The organism is Desulfobacter postgatei 2ac9, assembly GCF_000233695.2.
In the GTDB taxonomy this organism is placed as follows: domain Bacteria; phylum Desulfobacterota; class Desulfobacteria; order Desulfobacterales; family Desulfobacteraceae; genus Desulfobacter; species Desulfobacter postgatei.
Map to the genome: position 1 here is coordinate 3,052,198 of NZ_CM001488.1, position 20,500 is coordinate 3,072,697.

25 protein-coding genes are annotated in these 20,500 nt (G+C 47.6%); 19 read left to right on the forward strand and 6 right to left on the reverse strand.

The window, feature by feature from the left end; all coding sequences use genetic code 11:
- Nucleotide 1: 1 nt before the first annotated feature.
- Nucleotides 2–1,117, reverse strand: a complete 1,116-nt coding sequence (locus tag DESPODRAFT_RS14065) for a DUF2786 domain-containing protein (RefSeq protein WP_004074280.1) — start codon at nucleotides 1,115–1,117, stop codon at nucleotides 2–4.
- Nucleotides 1,118–1,147: 30 nt separating this feature from the next.
- Complete coding sequence (locus tag DESPODRAFT_RS14070) at nucleotides 1,148–1,981, reverse strand: SIR2 family NAD-dependent protein deacylase (RefSeq protein ID WP_004074281.1); 834 nt, start codon at nucleotides 1,979–1,981, stop codon at nucleotides 1,148–1,150.
- Nucleotides 1,982–2,112: 131 nt separating this feature from the next.
- Here DESPODRAFT_RS14070 and DESPODRAFT_RS14075 point away from each other — a divergent pair, with 131 nt between their 5' ends.
- A complete protein-coding gene (locus DESPODRAFT_RS14075) occupies nucleotides 2,113–2,655 on the forward strand; it encodes a YeeE/YedE thiosulfate transporter family protein (protein ID WP_004074282.1) in 543 nt (180 codons plus the stop codon).
- Nucleotides 2,652–3,182 carry a DUF6691 family protein gene (locus DESPODRAFT_RS14080; protein ID WP_004074283.1) on the forward strand — a complete coding sequence of 177 codons (531 nt, stop codon included), beginning with the start codon at nucleotides 2,652–2,654 and terminating at the stop codon, nucleotides 3,180–3,182. Before DESPODRAFT_RS14075 ends, DESPODRAFT_RS14080 begins: the two co-directional genes overlap by 4 nt.
- Before the next feature lie 122 nt (nucleotides 3,183–3,304).
- Here DESPODRAFT_RS14080 and DESPODRAFT_RS14085 read toward each other — a convergent pair whose 3' ends face one another.
- The 3 genes from DESPODRAFT_RS14085 to gltX form a co-directional block, all read right to left on the reverse strand.
- Nucleotides 3,305–3,739 carry a diacylglycerol kinase gene (locus tag DESPODRAFT_RS14085; RefSeq protein WP_004074284.1) on the reverse strand — a complete coding sequence of 145 codons (435 nt, stop codon included), beginning with the start codon at nucleotides 3,737–3,739 and terminating at the stop codon, nucleotides 3,305–3,307.
- A gap of 220 nt (nucleotides 3,740–3,959) precedes the next feature.
- Nucleotides 3,960–4,844 (reverse strand): DUF2334 domain-containing protein, encoded by an 885-nt coding sequence (locus tag DESPODRAFT_RS14090; protein ID WP_004074286.1) that lies wholly within the window; start codon nucleotides 4,842–4,844, stop codon nucleotides 3,960–3,962.
- Between the two features lie 221 nt (nucleotides 4,845–5,065).
- Nucleotides 5,066–6,469, reverse strand: coding sequence for a glutamate--tRNA ligase (gene gltX / locus DESPODRAFT_RS14095; protein WP_004074287.1), 1,404 nt, complete (start codon nucleotides 6,467–6,469; stop codon nucleotides 5,066–5,068).
- A gap of 251 nt (nucleotides 6,470–6,720) precedes the next feature.
- Here gltX and rpmF point away from each other — a divergent pair, with 251 nt between their 5' ends.
- From rpmF to sat, 17 genes are all read left to right on the forward strand, one after another.
- On the forward strand, nucleotides 6,721–6,909 hold the full coding sequence (rpmF, locus tag DESPODRAFT_RS14100) for a 50S ribosomal protein L32 (RefSeq protein WP_004074288.1): 189 nt from the start codon (nucleotides 6,721–6,723) through the stop codon (nucleotides 6,907–6,909).
- Nucleotides 6,910–6,940: 31 nt separating this feature from the next.
- Nucleotides 6,941–7,174: an acyl carrier protein gene (acpP, locus tag DESPODRAFT_RS14105; RefSeq protein ID WP_004074289.1), complete on the forward strand. Its 234-nt coding sequence runs from the start codon at nucleotides 6,941–6,943 to the stop codon at nucleotides 7,172–7,174.
- Between the two features lie 25 nt (nucleotides 7,175–7,199).
- Entirely contained in the window at nucleotides 7,200–7,637 is a 438-nt protein-coding gene (gene rpiB, locus DESPODRAFT_RS14110) for a ribose 5-phosphate isomerase B (RefSeq protein WP_004074290.1), read from the forward strand.
- 31 nt (nucleotides 7,638–7,668) lie between these two features.
- Nucleotides 7,669–8,916: a serine hydroxymethyltransferase gene (gene glyA, locus DESPODRAFT_RS14115; RefSeq protein WP_004074291.1), complete on the forward strand. Its 1,248-nt coding sequence runs from the start codon at nucleotides 7,669–7,671 to the stop codon at nucleotides 8,914–8,916.
- Nucleotides 8,916–9,398 (forward strand): deoxycytidylate deaminase, encoded by a 483-nt coding sequence (locus tag DESPODRAFT_RS14120; protein ID WP_004074292.1) that lies wholly within the window; start codon nucleotides 8,916–8,918, stop codon nucleotides 9,396–9,398. The genes glyA and DESPODRAFT_RS14120 overlap by 1 nt, the downstream gene beginning before the upstream one ends.
- A gap of 19 nt (nucleotides 9,399–9,417) precedes the next feature.
- Nucleotides 9,418–9,927, forward strand: a complete 510-nt coding sequence (gene nrdR / locus DESPODRAFT_RS14125; protein ID WP_004074293.1) for a transcriptional regulator NrdR — start codon at nucleotides 9,418–9,420, stop codon at nucleotides 9,925–9,927.
- The gene (gene ribD / locus DESPODRAFT_RS14130) at nucleotides 9,920–11,059 is read left to right on the forward strand and encodes a bifunctional diaminohydroxyphosphoribosylaminopyrimidine deaminase/5-amino-6-(5-phosphoribosylamino)uracil reductase RibD (RefSeq protein ID WP_004074294.1); all 1,140 of its coding nucleotides are present in this window, start codon (nucleotides 9,920–9,922) and stop codon (nucleotides 11,057–11,059) included. The genes nrdR and ribD overlap by 8 nt, the downstream gene beginning before the upstream one ends.
- A 15-nt stretch (nucleotides 11,060–11,074) precedes the next feature.
- A complete protein-coding gene (locus DESPODRAFT_RS14135; RefSeq protein ID WP_004074295.1) occupies nucleotides 11,075–11,752 on the forward strand; it encodes a riboflavin synthase in 678 nt (225 codons plus the stop codon).
- A gap of 11 nt (nucleotides 11,753–11,763) precedes the next feature.
- Nucleotides 11,764–12,969 carry a bifunctional 3,4-dihydroxy-2-butanone-4-phosphate synthase/GTP cyclohydrolase II gene (locus DESPODRAFT_RS14140; RefSeq protein WP_004074296.1) on the forward strand — a complete coding sequence of 402 codons (1,206 nt, stop codon included), beginning with the start codon at nucleotides 11,764–11,766 and terminating at the stop codon, nucleotides 12,967–12,969.
- An 11-nt stretch (nucleotides 12,970–12,980) separates the two neighbouring features.
- Entirely contained in the window at nucleotides 12,981–13,448 is a 468-nt protein-coding gene (gene ribH / locus DESPODRAFT_RS14145; RefSeq protein ID WP_004074297.1) for a 6,7-dimethyl-8-ribityllumazine synthase, read from the forward strand.
- A 3-nt stretch (nucleotides 13,449–13,451) separates the two neighbouring features.
- Nucleotides 13,452–13,880 (forward strand): transcription antitermination factor NusB, encoded by a 429-nt coding sequence (nusB, locus tag DESPODRAFT_RS14150; RefSeq protein ID WP_004074299.1) that lies wholly within the window; start codon nucleotides 13,452–13,454, stop codon nucleotides 13,878–13,880.
- A gap of 48 nt (nucleotides 13,881–13,928) precedes the next feature.
- Nucleotides 13,929–14,549 carry an MBL fold metallo-hydrolase gene (locus DESPODRAFT_RS14155; protein WP_004074302.1) on the forward strand — a complete coding sequence of 207 codons (621 nt, stop codon included), beginning with the start codon at nucleotides 13,929–13,931 and terminating at the stop codon, nucleotides 14,547–14,549.
- Nucleotides 14,549–14,722, forward strand: coding sequence for a hypothetical protein (locus tag DESPODRAFT_RS20090; RefSeq protein ID WP_157488491.1), 174 nt, complete (start codon nucleotides 14,549–14,551; stop codon nucleotides 14,720–14,722). Before DESPODRAFT_RS14155 ends, DESPODRAFT_RS20090 begins: the two co-directional genes overlap by 1 nt.
- A gap of 84 nt (nucleotides 14,723–14,806) precedes the next feature.
- Nucleotides 14,807–15,052 (forward strand): chorismate-binding protein, encoded by a 246-nt coding sequence (locus DESPODRAFT_RS14160; protein ID WP_245531924.1) that lies wholly within the window; start codon nucleotides 14,807–14,809, stop codon nucleotides 15,050–15,052.
- A gap of 177 nt (nucleotides 15,053–15,229) precedes the next feature.
- Nucleotides 15,230–15,964 carry a DUF1573 domain-containing protein gene (locus DESPODRAFT_RS21515; protein ID WP_004074304.1) on the forward strand — a complete coding sequence of 245 codons (735 nt, stop codon included), beginning with the start codon at nucleotides 15,230–15,232 and terminating at the stop codon, nucleotides 15,962–15,964.
- Between the two features lie 19 nt (nucleotides 15,965–15,983).
- Nucleotides 15,984–16,625 (forward strand): HAD family hydrolase, encoded by a 642-nt coding sequence (locus tag DESPODRAFT_RS14175; protein WP_040016002.1) that lies wholly within the window; start codon nucleotides 15,984–15,986, stop codon nucleotides 16,623–16,625.
- 122 nt (nucleotides 16,626–16,747) lie between these two features.
- Nucleotides 16,748–18,025 carry a sulfate adenylyltransferase gene (sat, locus tag DESPODRAFT_RS14180; protein ID WP_004074308.1) on the forward strand — a complete coding sequence of 426 codons (1,278 nt, stop codon included), beginning with the start codon at nucleotides 16,748–16,750 and terminating at the stop codon, nucleotides 18,023–18,025.
- 112 nt (nucleotides 18,026–18,137) lie between these two features.
- On the opposite strand, the gene DESPODRAFT_RS14185 is transcribed toward sat, so the two are convergent.
- The gene (locus tag DESPODRAFT_RS14185; RefSeq protein WP_004074310.1) at nucleotides 18,138–20,438 is read right to left on the reverse strand and encodes an inorganic phosphate transporter; all 2,301 of its coding nucleotides are present in this window, start codon (nucleotides 20,436–20,438) and stop codon (nucleotides 18,138–18,140) included.
- Nucleotides 20,439–20,500 lie beyond the last annotated feature (62 nt).

Here is a 20,500-nt window from a genome sequence, read left to right on the forward strand (position 1 = left end):
CTTAACCTTTGCCACTTGAACCCAAAAAACCTGAGATCCCTTCTCCACGAGTGGCCACCCCTTTCTTTATATGCGTATTCTTCCCGTTCTTAAAGCCGTTCTTGTATGCACTCGATGAAGGTCGATGTTTACCATAATATTGTTTGGTTCTTTTGGGGAAAATTCGAGACACTTCAACTTGATTCTTAATGCGATTTTGTTCTACCAATGCTTTTACCGTGCTTACAGGCAAACGTCTATCATCGTTTAATTCAATCTGAGAGCTTTCAAGCATTTTTTCATGATTATTCTCAATCCCTTTAATGAAACCCATATCGAAAGAAACTTTATCATCTCGTCCGGCCTTATGTTTCTTTCGATATTCCTGCCAAAGGGTCTGAGCTGTATCAAATAGGAAATGATAAACATATTCAGCTACCTTGATCGCCTCTTTTTTCCCCACGATGACAACACTTCTATATTCGGCATCATCTTGGAAATCATAGGTGTAGGATGATATACAGGAAACATAATAATATTTCTGCAAGACAGACATGATCGCTTGCTGGATACTTTCAATGCGCTTTTTCTTATGGCAAATCGTGTGATATTTTATTTCCGGATTATCATTTTCGACCCTTTGAAGGTTATATTTGTTTAACAGATAGTTGGCTTTTCTAGAAGCTGCCTGGGCCTCTGCTTCGTTACTGGACTGCCCAAGGGCCATAAGCTTCTCAACTTTCGTTAACATCCTTTTCGCATCAGAGGGTAACTTGCCTTTGAAATCCTCCAGCTTTGCAGCATAGTCTTTGTTTGTAACAAAGGCTGGGTGAACGCCTAATTTTTTGCATGCTTTCTTAAAGTAGTTTCCATGTTTATCGGCATCATTATAAAAGTCAGTAACATATTGGTGTGCCATTTCATGTTTCAGGACTTCCAACACGATATCCCATGGTTCCGTCTTGATAAGATGCCTTGAAATCGAAATCGTCCTATGCCGGGGACTCCAATAACCATACGTCTGTTTGCCGGAAGATATATTGATTACCGGAGTTGTAAGGTTGATGCCATGTTGCCAACATATATTCTCATGTTCATTAAGAAGCCTTATCGCCCATTTGGTTTCAAGATTTTTCATTTGAATTTTATATATAACGTTTTGAATTCATCAGCACAAAATCCGGTTTATGCCTTCCCTGGCGCCAAGCGGCAGGCCGATTGCGCTCTGGCAGACATTGTAATCCCTTGGGTTGATGCGTATCAAGGTTGAATGTAAGTTCCGGCCGGTTCGTTGGGATTTATATCTTACCGTAGGTACGGCAAGGCCTGCCCCCATTTCAATAATGGCCAACTTTGCATTGAAGCTGTTGAGTTCTTCAAGCCATTTCTGCAAACGTGCCCCTTGTTCACTGGTACGGTGTGATATCCAGTTCCAGTCTCCAAACATTAAAATATTGGGGCGTGCCAGTCTTCCACAGTTTTTACATTTCGGCAACTGGCCTGTAGCCCGGAACGCTTCCATATCAACATTGACTTTTTCTTCCCCAATCGCCCAGATGTCGCTGGAACATGGTCCGGTGCATTGAAGATGGTGGATAGAGCCATGGCACTCTTCAATCAATGCATCGTCAAAGCCGGCTTTTTGAAACTGCCCGTCAACATTCGAGGTGAATACAAAATATCCGTACGGCTTGCTTTTTCCCAGATCAAGCAATTTTGAAAAGCCTTCGTGGGGGATTGTTTCACGATAAAGATTCAACCTGTGCCCATAAAACGCCCAGGCAATTTCAGGCTGTTTGTCAAACCAGACAGGGTCTGCCATTTCACTGAACGATTTGCCCAGTTTCGCTATGGGCGGATAGGCTTTCCAGAAACCTGAATTTCCCCTGAAATCAGGCAAACCCGAATCGACGCCCATACCGGCACCGGCCGTTATAAAAAGTGCGTCTGCATCTTTAATTGCCTGGCAAGCCTGTTTGATATTTTTGTTTAGGTTCTCCATAAAATATACCGGTATTACCCGGCCCCGTTTTTAAATAAATTGAAGCACTATTCCCAATTTACGGGAGGAGTGTTACATATAAAGCAATGGCATGCCATGTTCAACAACAAATATGAAAGGAGGAAATAACTATGAAGCTGAAAACAGCAGATGGCGGCTGGAGTCCTTATTTGGCAGGGGCGCTGGTGGGACTTTTGGCCATCGCTTCGGTGTATGCAACCACAAAGTGGATGGGCAAGACCAATTACCTTGGTGCGTCAACGACATTTGTGCGTGCCGCAGGATTGCTTGAAAAAACGGTCTCTCCGGAGAGCGTTGCTGCAAACGCATACTTTACCAAGGAAAAAGTACGGGTGGATTGGCAGTTCATGCTTGTGATCGGGATCTTCTTCGGAGCCTTGATCTCATCCCAGACAGACAGGAGCTTCAAGTTCGAAACTATTCCGCCGATCTGGAAAGAGCGGTTTGGCCCATCGATCGGCAAACGGGCGGCAGGCGCCTTTTTGGGAGGTATTGTGGCCATGATCGGGGCGCGCATGGCAGACGGCTGCCCAAGCGGTCACGGTCTTAGTGGCATGATGCAGCTGTCGGTCAGCGCTTTCATCGCATTGGCTATGTTTTTCGTGGTCGGGGTAATCGTTGCAGGACTTTTATACAGGAGGAGATCATCATGAGCACCGGTCAGATCCTTGGTTTGATTACAGGCGTTTTATTCGGATTTTTTCTGCAGAAAGGACGTGTTCTGCGCTTTCAAAAGCAGATCGGTGCAATGCTCTTGAAGGATATGACGATCTTCAAGTTTATGTTATCGGCCATCTTGGTCGGTATGGTCGGGATTCAGCTGCTTGCCGGTGCCGAAATTATTTCTCTCAGCCATAAGGCAATGAATGTGGGGGCTGTTCTAGTTGGAGGCGCTCTTTTCGGCGGCGGTTGGGCCGTGATGGGCTTCTGTCCGGGAACTTCGATCGGTGCCCTTGGCGAGGGACGATGGCACTCCGTCTTCGCCATTGCAGGCATGATAGCAGGAGCGGCCCTTTACGCTGAACTTTATCCGTTTTTCAAATCAACAGTTCTTGCGTGGAAAGATTTCGGAAAAATCAGTATGTTCGAACTATTGAACATCTCTCCCTGGCTCATCATCGCTGTGTTCTGGGCTGGAATCATCCCGATGTTTGTCTGGTTTGAAAAAAAGGGACTCTAACCTTAGGAATGAGACCGGAATAACTTAACCCGGCAGCGCGGGCAAAACGCCCGCGCTGCCGGATTTAGCAAAAAGGGTAAGTTATTTAAGACCCGTTCCTTAATGGTCGTATTTTTTCCTTATCAGGAGAACGTGGCAATGTTGTTGGCAATAACATATTCAATATTATAGCCGCAGATGATGGAAATGAGATGGGCACCGTTGAAGATCATGACCACCAGCCAGATTAAAATGCTGATCCCTACTGCAGCTGCGCCCACATCCTTTATCGCCTTGATTTTTTCATTTTCCCTGATTTCGACAAAATCGCAGATTGCTTCAATCGCGGTATTGAGCATTTCCGTCACCACAACAAGGCCGGTTGCAAGAAGAATTATCTCAAAATCCAGCCACTGACGGAAAATAAAGGCCAGGATAAGGATGATGGTAGAGAGTACCAGCTTATAAGCAACAGTCAGTTCATAGCGGAAAACAAATCTGAGCCCCGCTAGTATGACCCTCATTTTACGCAAGGGATTATACCCTGGTTCTCCGGTACCAAGAAATTTATTTCTCATAATGAAGGTTCCCTGTCGATCATAATATTGCCGCAGCCAAGGTTTTATTCCGGTGCCCCGGAGCGGATCATGTACATTGTATTAATCAGAAAAAGGCTTGTAAAGGAATTCACCTGTCAATGGGATGAGCCCGTATGCCAGCGGCTTTATGGATTGGTATCCCATCCATGCTTCATGGACTAAAATGATGCCCAAAATGGCCGCAATCGTATAAAACAGATTAAAACGCGTTGTGTTCTGCATATTCAATTCTCCTGATGTTGATTTTGAAAATATAATCTTCTTTAATCCCCTCAGTTGCCTGGCTGATGGAAAGCAAACGAACATGCCTCTGGGATTTGAGCCAATTCAAAAGTTCGTAAAACTCTTGATAAGTAATGCGACCACGCTTTTCATCAATTTCTTTAAAGTCATATTCATGGAACAAAACAACAATGACAGGTTGAGTGACAGAAGATGTTCGTGATGCTTCGATGGCATCGCCAAGCTTAGAGAGGTTGCATGAGTATGGCAGGAAATTTAGCTTACACGCGGTTACCTCCATTCTTTTATTGTCCGCCGAAAGAGTTGAAAACCCAAGTTTCTCAAGAGCCCTTAACGTGTTCAGGTCGTACCTGTTCCACGGTGGCACAAACGTATTGATAGGCGCGTCTATCATGCCCTCAAGCAGAGTCTTGCCTTTGGCTAATCTCTCTGCCTGACTGTTGTAATCCAGGCCTGAAAATTCTGCCCATTGCTCAGTGCTGATTGTCTGGTGAGAGTAACCATGCAAGGCTACATCCAATATACCCTCATTAACGCCGTTCTTTAAAATATTCCCTTTTATCGGTGTAAGAGGGATTAGATCCTGCGCAGAGGGATCATGAATATCGTTTGCACATACATAGGGGATGACACCTATGGTAAAGCAAGCGTCATGCTTGCGGAAGGCATCAATGATTCTCAGCTCCATGTCCGTATTGCTGCAGGCCGAATAATCATCGAACCGAAAGACGACATTGACTTGTTTCATTTCAATTGGATGTTTGTTGCAGGCCGTGATTGAAATCACACATAAAAATAAAAAGGTAACCGGAATTCGTTGGAATAATACGATGGTTCGCACTTGAACATCCTTTCAATAAAATTGGCCTGACAAGTTAGTCTGTGGTTTCCGTTTATCTTTCATGCCGGGATTGTGGTGTGCCAAAGCGGCCTGAACGGCTGCCGCAAAAAATGGACGCAGTTGAAGGCGTCTGCCTTGACTGCGTCTCAAATTTTGATCCGGTACAGCCCGCTGCCGATTTTGTGCAGTTCTGTAGTCTGGTTTTCAGCGCTTTGTTTTTATTAACCCTGGGCCGTACAGAATTGTGCCGCCTTTCTGATGCGCTGGACGGTTTTTTCTTTGCCAAGGGCGATAAACATTTCAAATATGCCGGGGCTCACCGTTGTGCCGGTGACAGCCACCCGCAGGGGTTGGGCGATTTTTCCAAATCCGAGGCCTGTTTCCTCCATGATCTGTTTAAACATCTCCTCCTGGGGGCCCTGGCTGAAATCACAAAGTTCTTCCAGGGCGTGGGCGCATTTGTTTAAAAGGTCTGAGGTTTCAGGCTTAAGAAATTTTTTGGCCGCCTTTTCCTCAAACTCGATCTCATCCATGTAGTAGAACGCCGCACCCTGGGCCATCTCCACAAGGGTTTTGCTTCTGGGTTGAAGCGTTTCGATTACCCCCTGGGTAAAGACATCATTTTGGGCCTCAATGCCAAGGTCCGCCAGGTGAGGCACAAGGTCATCGCCCAATTCTATGGGCTTCTTTTTCTGGATGTGTTTGGCGTTCAGGGCGTATAGCTTATCCATATCAAACATGCCTGCAGAACGGCCAAGATGTTCAAGGTCGAACTTTTCAATAAGCTCCTGGCGTTCAAAAAACTCCTGGTCGCCATGGGACCATCCCAACCTGACCAGATAGTTGATCAGTGCATCAGCCAGAAATCCCATCTTTTTATATTCACCCACGGACATGGCGCCATGACGTTTGCTCAGTCGGGCCTTATCTGATCCCAGCACCATGGGTACATGGCCGAACACCGGCAGCGGCGCGCCTAAAGCCTGATAAATCAGAATTTGTTTGGGCGTATTCACCAGGTGGTCATCCCCCCGGATAATGGTGTTGATGCCCATGGTGATGTCGTCCACCACCACCGCAAGATTGTACATGGCCATACCCGAGCTTCTCTGGATGATGAAGTCATCAATTTCCGTATTCTGAAAAGCGGTACTGCCCTTGACAATGTCATCCACAATGGTGACGCCTGTGTCGGGAGTTTTCAACCGCACCACGGTGTTTGTCCCTTTTTTAAGCCCGCGGTTCCGGCATTTGCCGTTATACATGGGCTTCAACCCCTTGGCCTTGGCCTCTTCGCGCATGGCATTAACCTCTTCGGGCGTGCAGTCGCAATAGTAGGCATGACCCTGCTCAACCAGACGGTCGATGTGTTCATTGTAAATATCATGGCGCTGGGTCTGGAAATAGGGGCCGTCATCCCAGTCAATTCCCAGCCATTCCATGGATTCCAGAATGGCGTCCACAGACTCTTTTGTGGAACGGGCTTCATCAGTATCTTCTATGCGTAGCACAAACTGCCCTGCGTTTTTTCTGGCCCACAGCCAGTTGAAAAGTGCGGTTCTGGCACCGCCGATATGCAGGTAGCCGGTAGGGGAGGGCGGAAAGCGTGTGATTATTGTATTCATTATGATCTCCAAAAGTTAAACTCTACGAACAACAGCCGATACAGGATATTTGGGCCTTGTACTGCCCGAATTCGTATAAACAGCGTAAAATCGACGGTTTATCTATCATAATTGCGAGGCCTAAAGCAATCAGCAATTCTAATTAGAATCTTTGGTTGACTTCAAATAAAAAATAGGGTAATTAGATATGTTTTAAATTTTGGTAAGTATTAAATGAAAACCAAATAAAATAATATAGTTAGGAGAAAGTCATGGCCGTACCCAAGCAGAAAAGCTCCAAGGCAAGAGGAAGAAAAAGACGTACCCATTATAAAACCGGTTCCCCTACCATAACTTTATGTTCCGAGTGTCAGGAGCCAAAATTGCCCCATAGAGCATGTCCTGAATGCGGTGCATACAAAGGCAGAAATGTAAACACTGATATGGATGCAGACGATTAGTAGGCCGGAAGATACTTCAAGGAGTCAGATTATGACCATTGAAACCAAGGTAAGAAAAATTATTGCTGAAAAAATTCCCGGCATTGATATTGAGGACGTGGTTCCCCAGGCGTCGTTGATCGAAGATCTGGGGGCTGATTCTCTGACCATCGTTGAGCTTATCATGTCCATGGAAGAGATTTTTGAAATAGAAATTGACGACGACCAGGCCGAGAAATTGTCGACTGTCCAGGATATTTATGACTTCATTGCATCGAAATCATAAATAAATATAAAGGTCCGGGGTAGATATGGAAAAGGATAAACAGATTATCATCGGCAGTGATCATGCCGCGTTTGAATTAAAGGAAAAGATTAAGGATCTGCTCACCGGTCTTGGTTATGAGGTTGAGGATGCGGGTACCCACAGCACTGCTTCGGTAAATTATGCCGATTTCGGTAAAAAGGTGGCCCAAGCCGTTTCCGACGGTACATTTGGCCGGGGTATTCTTCTGTGTGGCACCGGCCTTGGCATGTCCATGCAGGCCAACCGGTTTAAAGGTGTACGTGCCGCCCTGTGCTCGGATATCTTTTCCGCCAGGATGAGCCGGCAACACAATGATGCCAATATTCTGGTCATGGGTGGTCGTGTAATCGGTGATATTCTTGCCTTTGAACTGGTCAGGGAATGGCTTGCCACCCCCTTTGAAGGTGGTCGCCATCTGGACCGTATCCGTTCCCTAGATTAGAAGATTAGGTTAAGAAAGGCACGATTGAATTATGGAAAATATACAATTTATCAAAGCTTGTGATCCTGAGATTGCCTCCGTTATTGAGCGTGAATACAGTCGGCAGGAATACGGGCTCAATCTCATCGCTTCGGAAAATACAGTCAGCCGGGCAGTCATGGAAGCCCAGGGCTCCATCATGACCAACAAATATGCTGAAGGGTATCCGTCAAAGCGCTATTATGGCGGGTGCCAGTACATGGACGAGGCGGAAAATCTGGCCATTGAGCGGGTAAAAAAGCTATTCGGTGTGGAATATGCCAATGTGCAGCCCCATTCCGGATCCCAGGCCAATATGGCGGCTTACTTTTCCGTGCTCTCTCCCGGCGACGGGATACTGGCCATGGATCTTTCCCATGGCGGTCATTTAACCCATGGCGCAGGGGTAAGTTTTTCAGGCCGTTTGTTCAATTTTTCTCATTATGGTTTAAATCCGGAAACCGAAACAATCGATTTGAACCAGGTGGAAGATCTGGCCCGGGCAAATAAGCCTAAAATGATTGTGGCAGGGGCTTCGGCCTATCCTAGAACCCTTGACTTCAAGGGCTTTTCCGAAATTGCCAAAGCATGCGGTGCGCTGTTTCTGGTGGATATGGCTCATATTGCAGGCCTTGTGGCTGCGGGGGTACATCCCACACCTGTTGGATATGCAGATATTATCACTTCCACCACCCATAAAACCCTTCGTGGTCCCAGGGGTGGACTGATTCTCTCCAGCGCCGAACGGGGCAAAAAAATCAATTCCCAGATTTTTCCCGGTATCCAGGGCGGTCCCCTGATGCATGTTGTTACGGCCAAGGCAGTGGCGTTTAAAGAGGCATTGTTGCCGGCGTTTACTGAATATCAGAAACAAGTGGTCAAAAATGCCGCTGTCCTGGCAAAGGTGCTCATGGAAAGAGGCTATAAACTGGTGTCCAATGGTACGGATAACCACATGGTCCTGGTAGATTTTTCCGGGTTGGATATCACTGGAAAAGATGCGGAAGAGCGTCTCGGACAGGCAAATATTACGGTGAATAAAAATACCGTACCCAATGAAAAACGAAGCCCCTTTGTGACTTCGGGTGTACGTATCGGTGTGCCGTTGATTACGTCCAGGGGCATGAAGGAAGATGCCGTGGGGGATATCGCCGGATTTATTTGCGATGTGTTGGATGACGAGGCCAATGTCCCTAAAGTTGCGACCAAGGTTAAAGAGCTTTGCACCCACTACCCGCTGTATGGGGATACCGCCTGCTGATGCCCCCTGTTTTACCTGATTCCGCAAGCGTCGTTAGTGATGGCCGTCCATCCTGGGATGAGTATTTTATGGCCATCACAGAACTTGTGGCCTCCAGGGCCACCTGTCTTCGGCGAAAGGTGGGCGCGGTGCTGGTGAAGGATAAACGCATTTTATGCTCGGGCTATAACGGGGCGCCCTCCCAAATCCCCCATTGCAGAGAGACCGGTTGTCTGCGGGAACAGCTTAATGTCCCCTCCGGGGAAAAACATGAGCTTTGCCGGGGCGTTCATGCTGAACAGAATGTGATCATTCAGGCGGCCTTCCACGGGATACCAGTTGCCGGTGCCTCTCTGTACTGCACCACCCAGCCCTGTTCCATCTGCGCCAAGATGATCATTAACGCCGGGATTAAAAAGGTGTACTTTAAAAAGGGATACGACGATCCCCTTTCCCTGGAGATGTTTGCCCAGGCCGGGGTGGAACTCATCCGGCTTGAATAAATAAATTAAAGAGGCTGATATGAAGTGCCCCTATTGTGGCAACCCGAACACCAGAGTGGTGGATTCTCGGCCGGGTAAAATTGAGTTCGAGGTCCGGCGCCGAAGAGAGTGTCAGGATTGCGGCCGGCGTTTTACCACATATGAACGGGTTGAACAGGTCCCTGTCATGATTGTTAAAAAAGACAGCCGCCGGGAGGAGTTTGACAGGGAAAAAGTGCTGCGGGGCATTCAGAAAGCGTGTGAAAAGCGGGCCATCAGCATCAACCAGATCGAACAGATTGTCGATGATATTGAACGCGACCTGCGGGAAGGCCGGGACCGGGAGGTGTCTGCCAAGGTCGTGGGCGAGAAAATTATCAATGCTCTCAAGGAGCTCGATGATGTGGCCTATGTCCGGTTTGCTTCCGTGTACCGGGAGTTCAAGGATGTGACGGATTTTATTCAGGAACTTGAGAGCCTGATTCATAAGGAGCACCGGTCCGCAGACGCCGAGCCGGGTAAGGAAGGTCCTGTTAAGACCGATGACTGATTTGGACTATATGGCAAGGGCTTTGGAACTTGCAGCCCAGGGTAAAGGGTATACCTCCCCCAATCCCTGTGTGGGTGCCGTGGTGGTAAAAGACGGCCGGATCATTGGTCAGGGCTTTCACTCTAAGGCAGGTGGCCCCCATGCCGAGGTGGTGGCCATTGATGATGCCGCAGCAAGAGCGCCTGAAAAACTGGCCCATGCCACCATCTACGTCACCCTTGAACCCTGCAATCATTTCGGCAGAACCCCCCCATGCACCCATAAAATTCTTAACGCAGGCATCGGCCGTGTTGTTGTGGCCTGTAAAGATCCCAACCCCAATGTCGCTGGGGGCGGGATTGAATTTTTAAGGGGAAAAGGGCTTGAGGTGGTATCAGGGGTTATGGAACAAGAGGCCTTGACCCTGATTGAAGATTTTGTCTGGAATGTCCAAAACCATAAAACACCGTTTGTCACCTTAAAATGTGCTGCCACCCTTGACGGATATATTGCCACCAGAACCGGGGATTCCCAGTGGATAACCTCCAGTGCATCCCGAAACTTCGGTCACGAACTGCGCCATCAAAATGATGCCATTCTTATTGGTTCCGGCACCCTGCATGGGGATGATCCCTCTCTGACCGCCAGAATTGAGGGGAAACCGACCCGGGATCCTGCCCGGATAATTCTGGATACCCGTTTGAGCATTCAAGAAAATGCCAAGGTTGTGGTTCAAAACTCAAGTGCACCCACCATCATTGTTACAGGTCCGGAGTGTGACCCAGGTAAAATTCAGCGTCTCAAAGACAAGGGCGCACAGGTTCTTAAATGCCGGGTGTTGGAAAATCTGCTTGATTTAAATGACCTGATGATTAGATTAAAAGAATTGTCCATCACAAGCCTTCTGATTGAAGGCGGGGGGCGTGTGGCAGCATCGGCTCTGGCCGCAGGGATTGTTAACAAAGTCTGTTATTTTCTTGCCCCCAAGATTTTGGGCGCAAATGACGGCATCCCGGTCTTCAAAGGGTCGGGGCCTGAAAAGATAAAAGACGTGTTTGAACTGGTCCGGGTCACTACCCGGCAGTTCGGCTCAGATATGCTGGTTACAGGCTATCTTGAGCCCCGGAATAGGCCGGTCGGCAATGGGAAATGAGTGGGGAGATATTTTTTGTTTACGGGAATCATAGAAAGTCTGGGCACCATTCGGCGCATTGAAACCCAGGGTGAGGGTAAAATTCTGGTCATTGCCTGTGACCTGGATCTGACCGGTACAGGCATCGGGGATTCCATTGCCGTCAATGGGGCCTGCCTGACCGCCGTAAGCCTTGGTAAAGGGCAGTTCAAGGTGGACATGGCGCCTGAAACCGTCTCCCGCACCACATTTGATTCTCTTGGACCCGGAGCCCGGGTCAATATTGAACGGGCGCTGAAGTTGTCCGACCGCATAGATGGACATCTGGTATCAGGACACATAGACGGCACAGGTGTGGTTTCAAAAATTGAGACCCGGAGCAATGCCATCATATATGACATTCAGGTGCCGGAAAACCTTGCCTGTGAGATGATAGAAAAAGGCTCCGTGGCCATTGACGGTATCAGCCTGACCATCAACCAATGCTGGGAAAACGGTTTTTCGGTAAGCATTATTCCCCATACCGCAAAGATTACAACAATCGGGTTTAAAAATGTGGGGGATCGCGTCAATATTGAGACAGATATGCTGGGAAAATATGTGAAAAAATTTTTATCAGGGCAGGGGAAAGGCGCCAAGAGTGCCAACGACGCCGGTGCTGATGCCGACCTGGACATCAGTATGTCATTTCTTGCCCGGAACGGATTCTTGTAAAGGACAGACAAATGCCGCATTTAACCATTGAACAGGCGATTGAAGATATAAAAAACGGAAAAATGGTCATCCTGGTGGATGATGAGGACAGGGAGAACGAAGGTGATCTGACCATGGCGGCCCAGGCCGTAACCCCGGAAAGCATCAACTTTATGGCTACTTATGGCCGGGGACTTATCTGCCTGTCCCTTGATTCAAGTATTGCAGATAAACTCGACCTGCCCATGATGGTTGAAAACAACACCTCCCAGTATGGTACGGGATTTACGGTTTCCATCGAGGCAAAACACGGCGTGACCACGGGTATATCCGCCGCAGACCGGGCCACCACCATTTTGACGGCGGTGGCTGATGAGACAGGCCCCCAGGATATTGCACGCCCCGGCCACATTTTTCCGTTACGGGCTCGGGACGGCGGGGTAATGGTGCGCATCGGCCAGACCGAAGGCTCTGTGGATCTTGCACGGCTTGCGGGGCTGAAGCCCGCTGGTGTCATCTGTGAAATTATGGATGACGATGGTACCATGGCCCGGATGCCTTCCCTTGAAAAATTTGCCGAAAAGCACGGCATCGGCATTTGCACTGTGGCGGATCTTGTTAAATACCGCTTAAAAACAGAAAGCTTTGTAAAACGCGCTGCCGAAACCCTTATTCCCACCCGGGTGGGCGGGGAATTCAGAATCATTGCCTATGAGAATGATATCGACAATCTTACCCACATCGCTCTGGTTAAGGGTGAAATTGACCCGGAAAAGGCGATTCTGGTTCGGGTGCATTCCGAATGTATGACCGGTGATATTTTTTCTTCCTTGCGCTGTGACTGCCAGGATCAGCTCCACCGGGCCATGAAAATGGTGGATGATGAAGGCTGCGGCGTTATTCTCTATTTGCGTCAGGAGGGTCGGGGGATCGGCCTTGTGAACAAATTGAAAGCCTATGAATACCAGCGTCAGGGCCTGGATACGGTCCAGGCCAATGAAAAGCTTGGATTTTCCGCAGATCTTCGTGATTACGGTGTCGGTGCCCAGATGCTGGTGGATCTGGGTGTACGCAAAATGCGTCTGCTTACCAATAATCCTAAAAAGATGGTGGGTCTTGAAGGGTACGGGTTAAGCGTTGTGGAGCAGGTGCCCATTGAGGTGGCGCCCAATCCTTTCAACAAGGGGTATTTGAAGTGTAAGCAGGCTAAGATGGGTCATCTACTACACATAAAATAAGGATAATAAATATGCCTCAAATAATTGAAGCCAATTTAAACGCCAAGGGCAAAAAGTTTGGTATTGTTGCCGCAAGATTCAACGATTTTATCGTCGAAAAACTTGTGTCAGGCGCTTTGGATGCGCTGATCAGAAGCGGTGCGCAGGATGAGGATATTGCCATTGTCAAGGTCCCTGGTGCCTTTGAAATCCCTTTGGCTGCAGCCAAAATGGCTGCCTTGAAAAAGTATGACGCCATTATCTGTCTAGGTGCTGTGATCCGCGGGGCCACCACCCATTATGATTACGTGTGTGCCGAAGTGTCCAAGGGTGTTGCTGCCGTGAGTCTTGAGGCCAAAGTGCCGGTGATGTTTGGTATCCTTACCACTGAAACCATTGAACAGGCGATTGAACGGGCTGGTACAAAATCCGGTAACAAGGGCTTTGATGTGGCTTTGGGGGCCATTGAAATGGCAAACCTGTGCGCGAATATGGAATAGAACATGGGTGACAGGCGCAAATCCCGTGAACTGGCTCTGCAGGCTCTGTTTGCCTTGGATCTGAATAAATTGGATCTGAATAAAATCGATACCCCGTCGCAAATGGATGCTTTCCTCGAACAGCACGGCGAAGGTTTGAGTGAGTCCACCCGTCTTTTTTTTCTGACACTTGTGGAGGGGGTCCTGGAGAACCGGGTGAAGATAGACCTTCTTTTGGATCAGTGGGCCAAGAACTGGAAGACCTCCCGAATGCCTGCAGTGGACAGAAATATCATGCGTATTGCCGTATTTGAGATCCTTAATTTGCCGGATATCCCCCCTTCGGTATCCATTAATGAGGCGGTTGAAATCGGTAAAAAATTCGGCACCAGGGATTCCGGGTCGTTCATCAACGGGGTGCTTGACCGGATCAAAGTCCAGCATGAGGCATAGACTTATGATGTGAAGATAGACCAGGACGTGAAGATCAAGGAGGATGTTTTGATTATACGTAAACTTGAAGTCGGCCCTATTATGGCCAACTGCTTTATTGTAGGGTGTGAAGAAACAAAACAGGCCGTAGTCATTGACCCCGGCGATGATGCAGACCGGATACTCATGGCCCTTGCCAAAGCTGAACTGAAGGTCAAATATTTGATCAATACCCATGGTCATTTTGATCATGTCGGGGCAAACAAGCGAATGAAGGACGCTACCGCTGCCCAGATCGCCATTCATCCTGATGATGAACCCATGCTTTTGGATCTCTCCAGTCATGCTGCCATGTTTGGTCTTGGGGCAGAAAATTCCCCGCCTGCCGACATTCATCTTAAGGAGAGCGATACAATCACGTTTGGCAATATTACCTTTAAAGTAATTCACACCCCGGGGCACTCGCCTGGGGGAATCTGCCTTTATACGCCCGGCCACCTGTTTGTCGGAGACACCCTCTTTATGGGCTCAATCGGACGCACCGACCTTCCCGGCGGCAATTATGACACCCTGATCTCCTCTATCAAGACCAAGCTGCTGAACTTAGACGAAAGTACCGTGGTTTATCCCGGACATGGTCCGGAAACAACCATTGCCAATGAAAAGCGGATGAACCCCTTTCTCAGATAATGTCTGAAAAATTATTTTTGCCCCGGATCACCGACATTGTGATCCGGGGTTTTAATTTTGATCCGGCCTTTGAACATGCTGCTGCCAGGTTTTCCCAACAAGAGGGAACAGTGGTGCTTTTGTCAGGATCTGACCAGGATTGTGCCCGGTATCACAGATTATTGAACATTTAAGACAGGGTGATATCTATCAGGCCAATCTGTCACAGCGTTTTGAAACCGGTTTCAGCGGCGCGATGCATATGCCTTGTTTTAGAGGTGTTTAAAAAGAATCCTGCGCCTTTTTTCGCCTTTGTCCAGACAGGGGATCACCAGGTCGTTTCCACTTCACCCGAACGCTTTCTTAAAGTGGCGGGGCACATTGTTGAAACCCGGCCCATCAAGGGAACCATTGCCCGAGGAGCCAGACCTGAACAGGACAGGGAAAATGCAAGAATCTTATCCTTGAGTACCAAAGAGGATGCTGAACTGACCATGATTTTGGATCTGATGCGAAATGTCTGAAATTGTAGAACTTGATCAATTGGTAATCCTGATTTTTATCTGCTGTTCATGGGCAAGCTTGAATTTAAGGGTGAAATGGGCTATTTTCCCTTTCGTTTATTTTGTTGTGGGTTAAATCCGGGTGTTGACAGACCCGATCGGCTCATGGCTGTTTGTAAAATACAATGGATACAAAGAATGAAACATATCAATTTTATAATCATTTCTTCATGTTTGTTTATTTTTGCGGGAACGGCATCTGTCTGGGCGGGCCCCAGGGCCGTCCCGGTGGCCCCCTCTTTTGAGTTTGAGCCCGTGCTTGAAGGAGAGGATTTAACCCATGATTTTATAATAAGAAATCAGGGGGATGCCCCTTTGAATATTACCGATGTTCGACCGCCTTGAGGGTGTGACAGAAAAGCCTATGACAAGCAGATTCCCCCGGGCGGGGAAGGAAAAATCACTATTGGCGTTAAGACCGCAGGATATGGCGGGCGTGAGTTAATTAAAAATATTTTGGTTAAATCCGACGATCCTGAGAACAAAAAATTTTATTTAAAAATTGCCGGTAAAGTTAAAGAGATTGTCAAGATCAGCCCCAGCACTGTGAACCTGAACGGGATTCCCGGACAGACCGTAAGTGAGGTGGTCACAATTGAACCGGTGCAGATGGATGAATTAAAGATCCTTGGCATGACGCTTAAATATAATAAACAGATAAAGGCTGAGTTGATCAAGCCCGGCCAGGGGGAAAAAACCTGGAAGGTCAGGGTTTCCTGTTATTCCGAGCACCCTGCGGATATTTATGATTTTATTACACTGACAACAGACAACCCCAATAAATCGCATTTGAGAATTAGGGTCTATGCTATTTTTGAAAAAGATGAGCCTATGGAAAAGAGCGATTTAAGGACACATGTAAACAATGAATAGCCCAAAGAAAGCTAACATAATGGATACGTCAGCAATTAAGGCCGTTGTGTTTGATTGTGACGGCGTCATGTTTGATACGGCTCTGGCCAACCGTAAATTTTATAATGATCTTTTGGCCGCTTTTAATAAAGCCCCCCTTGACGATGAGCAGTTTAAAAATATTCATATGATGACGGTAAGGGCTGCTGTTGAATATCTTTATCCGGAAATGGATGACCACCAGCCTGTATACAAAATGATTAAAAGCATCGGTTATGAAAGTGTGGTGCCTTTGATGCTGATGGAACCGGGCCTTATTGAGTTGCTTGATGCAATAAAGCAGGCAGGCCTGGTGCGCGGTGTGGCCACGAACCGGACAAATACCATGGGACGTGTGCTGATTGAACATAAGCTGAAAAAGTCATTTGATATTGTTGTCACGGCATCGGATGTCGCAAATCCCAAACCCTTTCCTGACCAGCTTGAAAAAATTATGGGGGCGTATGCGCTGGTGCCTAAACAGCTTGTGTTTATCGGGGATTCCATATACGATAAAAAGGCTGCTGAATCTGCTGGTACATGGTTCATAGCATTTAAGCAGCCCGGGCTTGAAGCCCACGCCCATGCAGTATCCATGGATGAGGTGGGAGGACTGTTAAAGTTAAGCAAATATAATTCTTGACAAATCAGCCAATCATCATTAAATTTTACAAGATTTTTAAATAAAATTGAAGTCAGGTGCCGGGTCAAGGCATTTGACACCTATAATGGCAGTTAACCATAGATTAAGGAGAATGACGTAATATGTCTAAATTAGTTGCACCCCATGGCGGAAAAGGTCTTGTATGCTGCAAACTTGAAGGCGCTGCTCTGGAAGCTGAACGGAAAAAAGCCGCAGGTCTGAAAAAAATCGAAATCTCTTCCCAGGTTAAAGGCGACTTGATCATGCTGGGTATCGGCGGTTTCTCTCCGCTGAACGGCTTTATGACCAAAGCTGACTGGAAAAGCGTTTGCGAAGACTTCCTGCTGGCTAATGGTACTTTCTGGCCGGTTCCTGTTATGCTCGATGCTTCTGCTGCTGATGCCGCAGCAATCAAAGTTGGCGATGAGATCACCCTGGAAAGAAATGGTGAGATTTATGCCACCATGAAGATCGAAGAAAAATTCGAAATGACTGAAGCCGAGAAAAAATGGGAATGTGAAAAAGTTTACAAAGGTCATGGCGAAGAGTCTGATGACAAAGTATTCTGGGAAATCGCACTGAAAGATCATCCCGGCGTTCAAATGGTTATGGCCAGAAAAGAGTTCTGCCTGGCTGGTCCTGTAAAAGTACTCTCCGAAGGCGAGTTCCCCGAAAAATTCAAAGGCGTATACCTGACTCCTGCTGAAACCCGCGCTATCATGGATGAAAAAGGCTGGGCAAACGTTGCTTCCATGCAGCTGAGAAACCCCATGCACAGATCCCACGAACATCTGTGCAAGATCGCCCTTGACGTATGTGACGGCGTTCTGATCCACTCCCTGATCGGTAACCTGAAACCTGGCGACATCCCCGCAGACGTACGTATCAAATGTATCGACACCCTGATCAAGGGTTACTTTGTACCGGAACACGTTATTAATGCCGGTTACCCCCTTGACATGAGATATGCCGGTCCCCGTGAAGCCCTGCTTCATGCCACCTTCCGCCAGAATTACGGCGTTAACAAGATGATCATCGGTCGTGACCATGCCGGCGTTGGTGACTTCTACACCCTGTTCGAAGCCCAGGAAATTTTTGATACCATCCCCACTCCGGAAGACCCAGGCAAACGCCTGCTGTGCGAACCGTTGAAAATCGACTGGACCTTCTACTGCCACAAATGCGACGGTATGGCTTCCATGAGAACCTGCCCCCATGGCAAAGACGACCGTGTTATCCTCTCCGGCACCAAACTGCGTCACGCCTTGTCCAACAACCAACCTGTTGTTGATCACTTTGGCCGTGAAGAAGTTTTGGTTATCCTTAGAGAATACTATGCCAGCCTGACCGAAAAGGTTGAAGTAAAACTGCAGAGCCATGCAGAAGGCACCAAGATGTAATTAAAGGATTTTCCTTCACTGACATCTGTTTGGTGATCTAAATTAAGGCGGCCCTTTCCTTGACTGGAAAGGGCCGCTTTTTTATTTGGCAACTTGCCAACGTTTTGAATTTTTACTTTAAAGCTACTTTAAAGCTGTGGACAAAATGCAGTCCTCTGCATGCGTTAGCGCCGTCTTCCGAGGGCAGGGCCTCATTGAATATTTCCAACAGCTTAACGGTTTGTTTGGCCATCATGACGCAATTGCCTGAAATGGCGTAGTACATGATGCTCAGACGTGTTTTTGAGGACTCTTCCCTGATTCTGGCAATTTGATTGGCATTGTATTCATCCACAAGATCTCTGAGATAGTGGAATCTTGCCCCGATGTGGCTGCAGTCCACAATATCCTTTTTATTAAATGCGATTTCAACCTGCTCAAAAATGTAAAGCATTTCTGTTTTGACCTCTTTGAGTTCCTCAATCTGGGCCTGTAAAAGCCCTTTATGGCGGTTGGCCACATGCATGGTGGATCTGATCACCGTATCTCTGTGTCCATCGTTCAGTTTCTGAAGGCGCCGGATAATCTGGTAATAGTTGTAAGACCCCTTGTGATCCGTACGCTGCAGGAGCCGTAACACTTTAAAAATATTTGCAATGATTATATTGCTGCTCATCTGGAACTGCTTGACCTTCCTGCGCTGCTCCCTTAAGGTATCCAAATCCTCTTCAAACAGCGCATTAAACGTGGTTTTCAAAGAGAGCCGTATGCTCCGAAGATGAAGGGCAAGATGGTCAAATGTGGCTGAAACAGAAGACGGGAAATTTACCACCTCTTCAAGGTGGTAAATGGTGATCTCCTCTTTGGTCTTTTCAGTGCCTTCGTGATGCTTTTTGTTCCTGTGGATCATAAAAAAGACAAAGATCATCAGGCCGGCGACACCGGGCATTTTGAAATAGTAGATGATATAGGCGCAGATAAAAGACGCCGCAAAGGCAATAAAGGCGGTCATAAACCAGCCACCTATCACTGTCAAAACGCCGGTGATACGGTATACGGCGGTTTCCCTGCCCCAGGCCTGGTCGGAAAAGGAAGACCCCATGGCCACCATAAACGTCACATAGGTGGTGGATAAAGGCAGTTTTAGAGACGTGGCCAGGGAGACCACGGCAGATGCCACCATCAGGTTTACGGACGCACGCAACAGATCAAATGATGGTTTCTCCTTTCCCCCGACATGGGTATCCTCGGGGATCGGGCTGATTCTTTTGGCCACAATTTCACCAATGACGGTGGGGGACACGGCTTTGACAGAGGCAAACAGGCTGTGGAACAGGTTGACGATGCGCCTGGAGAGCCAGACGGATTCGAATCGCTCCATGCATTCATCCTGCTGGCCCAGGCTGATTTCGGTTTCGGTCACTGTCCTTGCCTTTCGTGATACCCAGAGAGTGAGCACCATGATGGCGCCTGCAATGAGCATGATAAAGGTCTGGGTGTGTACTTTTCCCCCCAGTGCCCCCATGGTGATATTCATGGGATCCGATGAGGCCAGAGCAGTTCTGAAGGCATTCAGCCCTGCCAGGGGCACACCGATAAAATTAACAAGATCGTTGGCGGCAAATGCCATGGCCAGAGCAAAGGTGCCGGAAAGAACAATGGGTTTAAGAATGTTTATTTTGAATGCGCTGATAAGAATTTGAAGGATGATAGTTGAGGTTGCGAAGATACCGCCCATGATAATTAACGAGTGGCTATTTATCCATGCCACCATTTGTGGATCCATGAACGTAGCCCCTTTAGCGCCTTTTACAAGGATGAAAAAGGTGATGGCGGTAAGGGCCAGACCGCCCCATAACGCGCCATAATATTTCAGCCGTTTTTCATAATTAAAGGTAAAGATAAGTCTGGCTATAAACTGAATAGTTGCACCTGATGCAAATGCCACGATAATGGATAATAATATCCCAAAGATTATGGTGATGGCGTTGGTCGAGTTGATATAATCCAAAAGTCCAAGGCCCGAATCAGCATGGGCTGCAAGTTTTATCATGGACAGGGCAACGGCAGCCCCGAGCAACTCAAATACAATGGATACGGTCGTGGAGGTGGGCAGGCCATATGTGTTGAAAAGATCTAAAAGCAGGATGTCCGTGATCATGACAGCCAGAAAGATGGTCAGAAGTTCGGGCATGGTAAAAAGTTCGGGATGAAAAATACCCTTCCGGGCAACCTCCATCATGCCTGCTGAAAAAGTAACGCCGGTCAGAATACCGGCACTGGCAATAATCATGATCACTTTAAACGGTGCGGCCTTGGATCCGATTGAGGAGTTTAAAAAATTCACTGCATCATTGGTGACTCCAACAATCAGATCAAAAATTGCAAACAGGATCAGCATCCCTACAATGACATAGCATATTTCAATGCTCATGGTGTTTTTATTTCCTTTGTGAAAGTTGGATATCTATTCGGGACGAAGTACGTCTGTCCGTT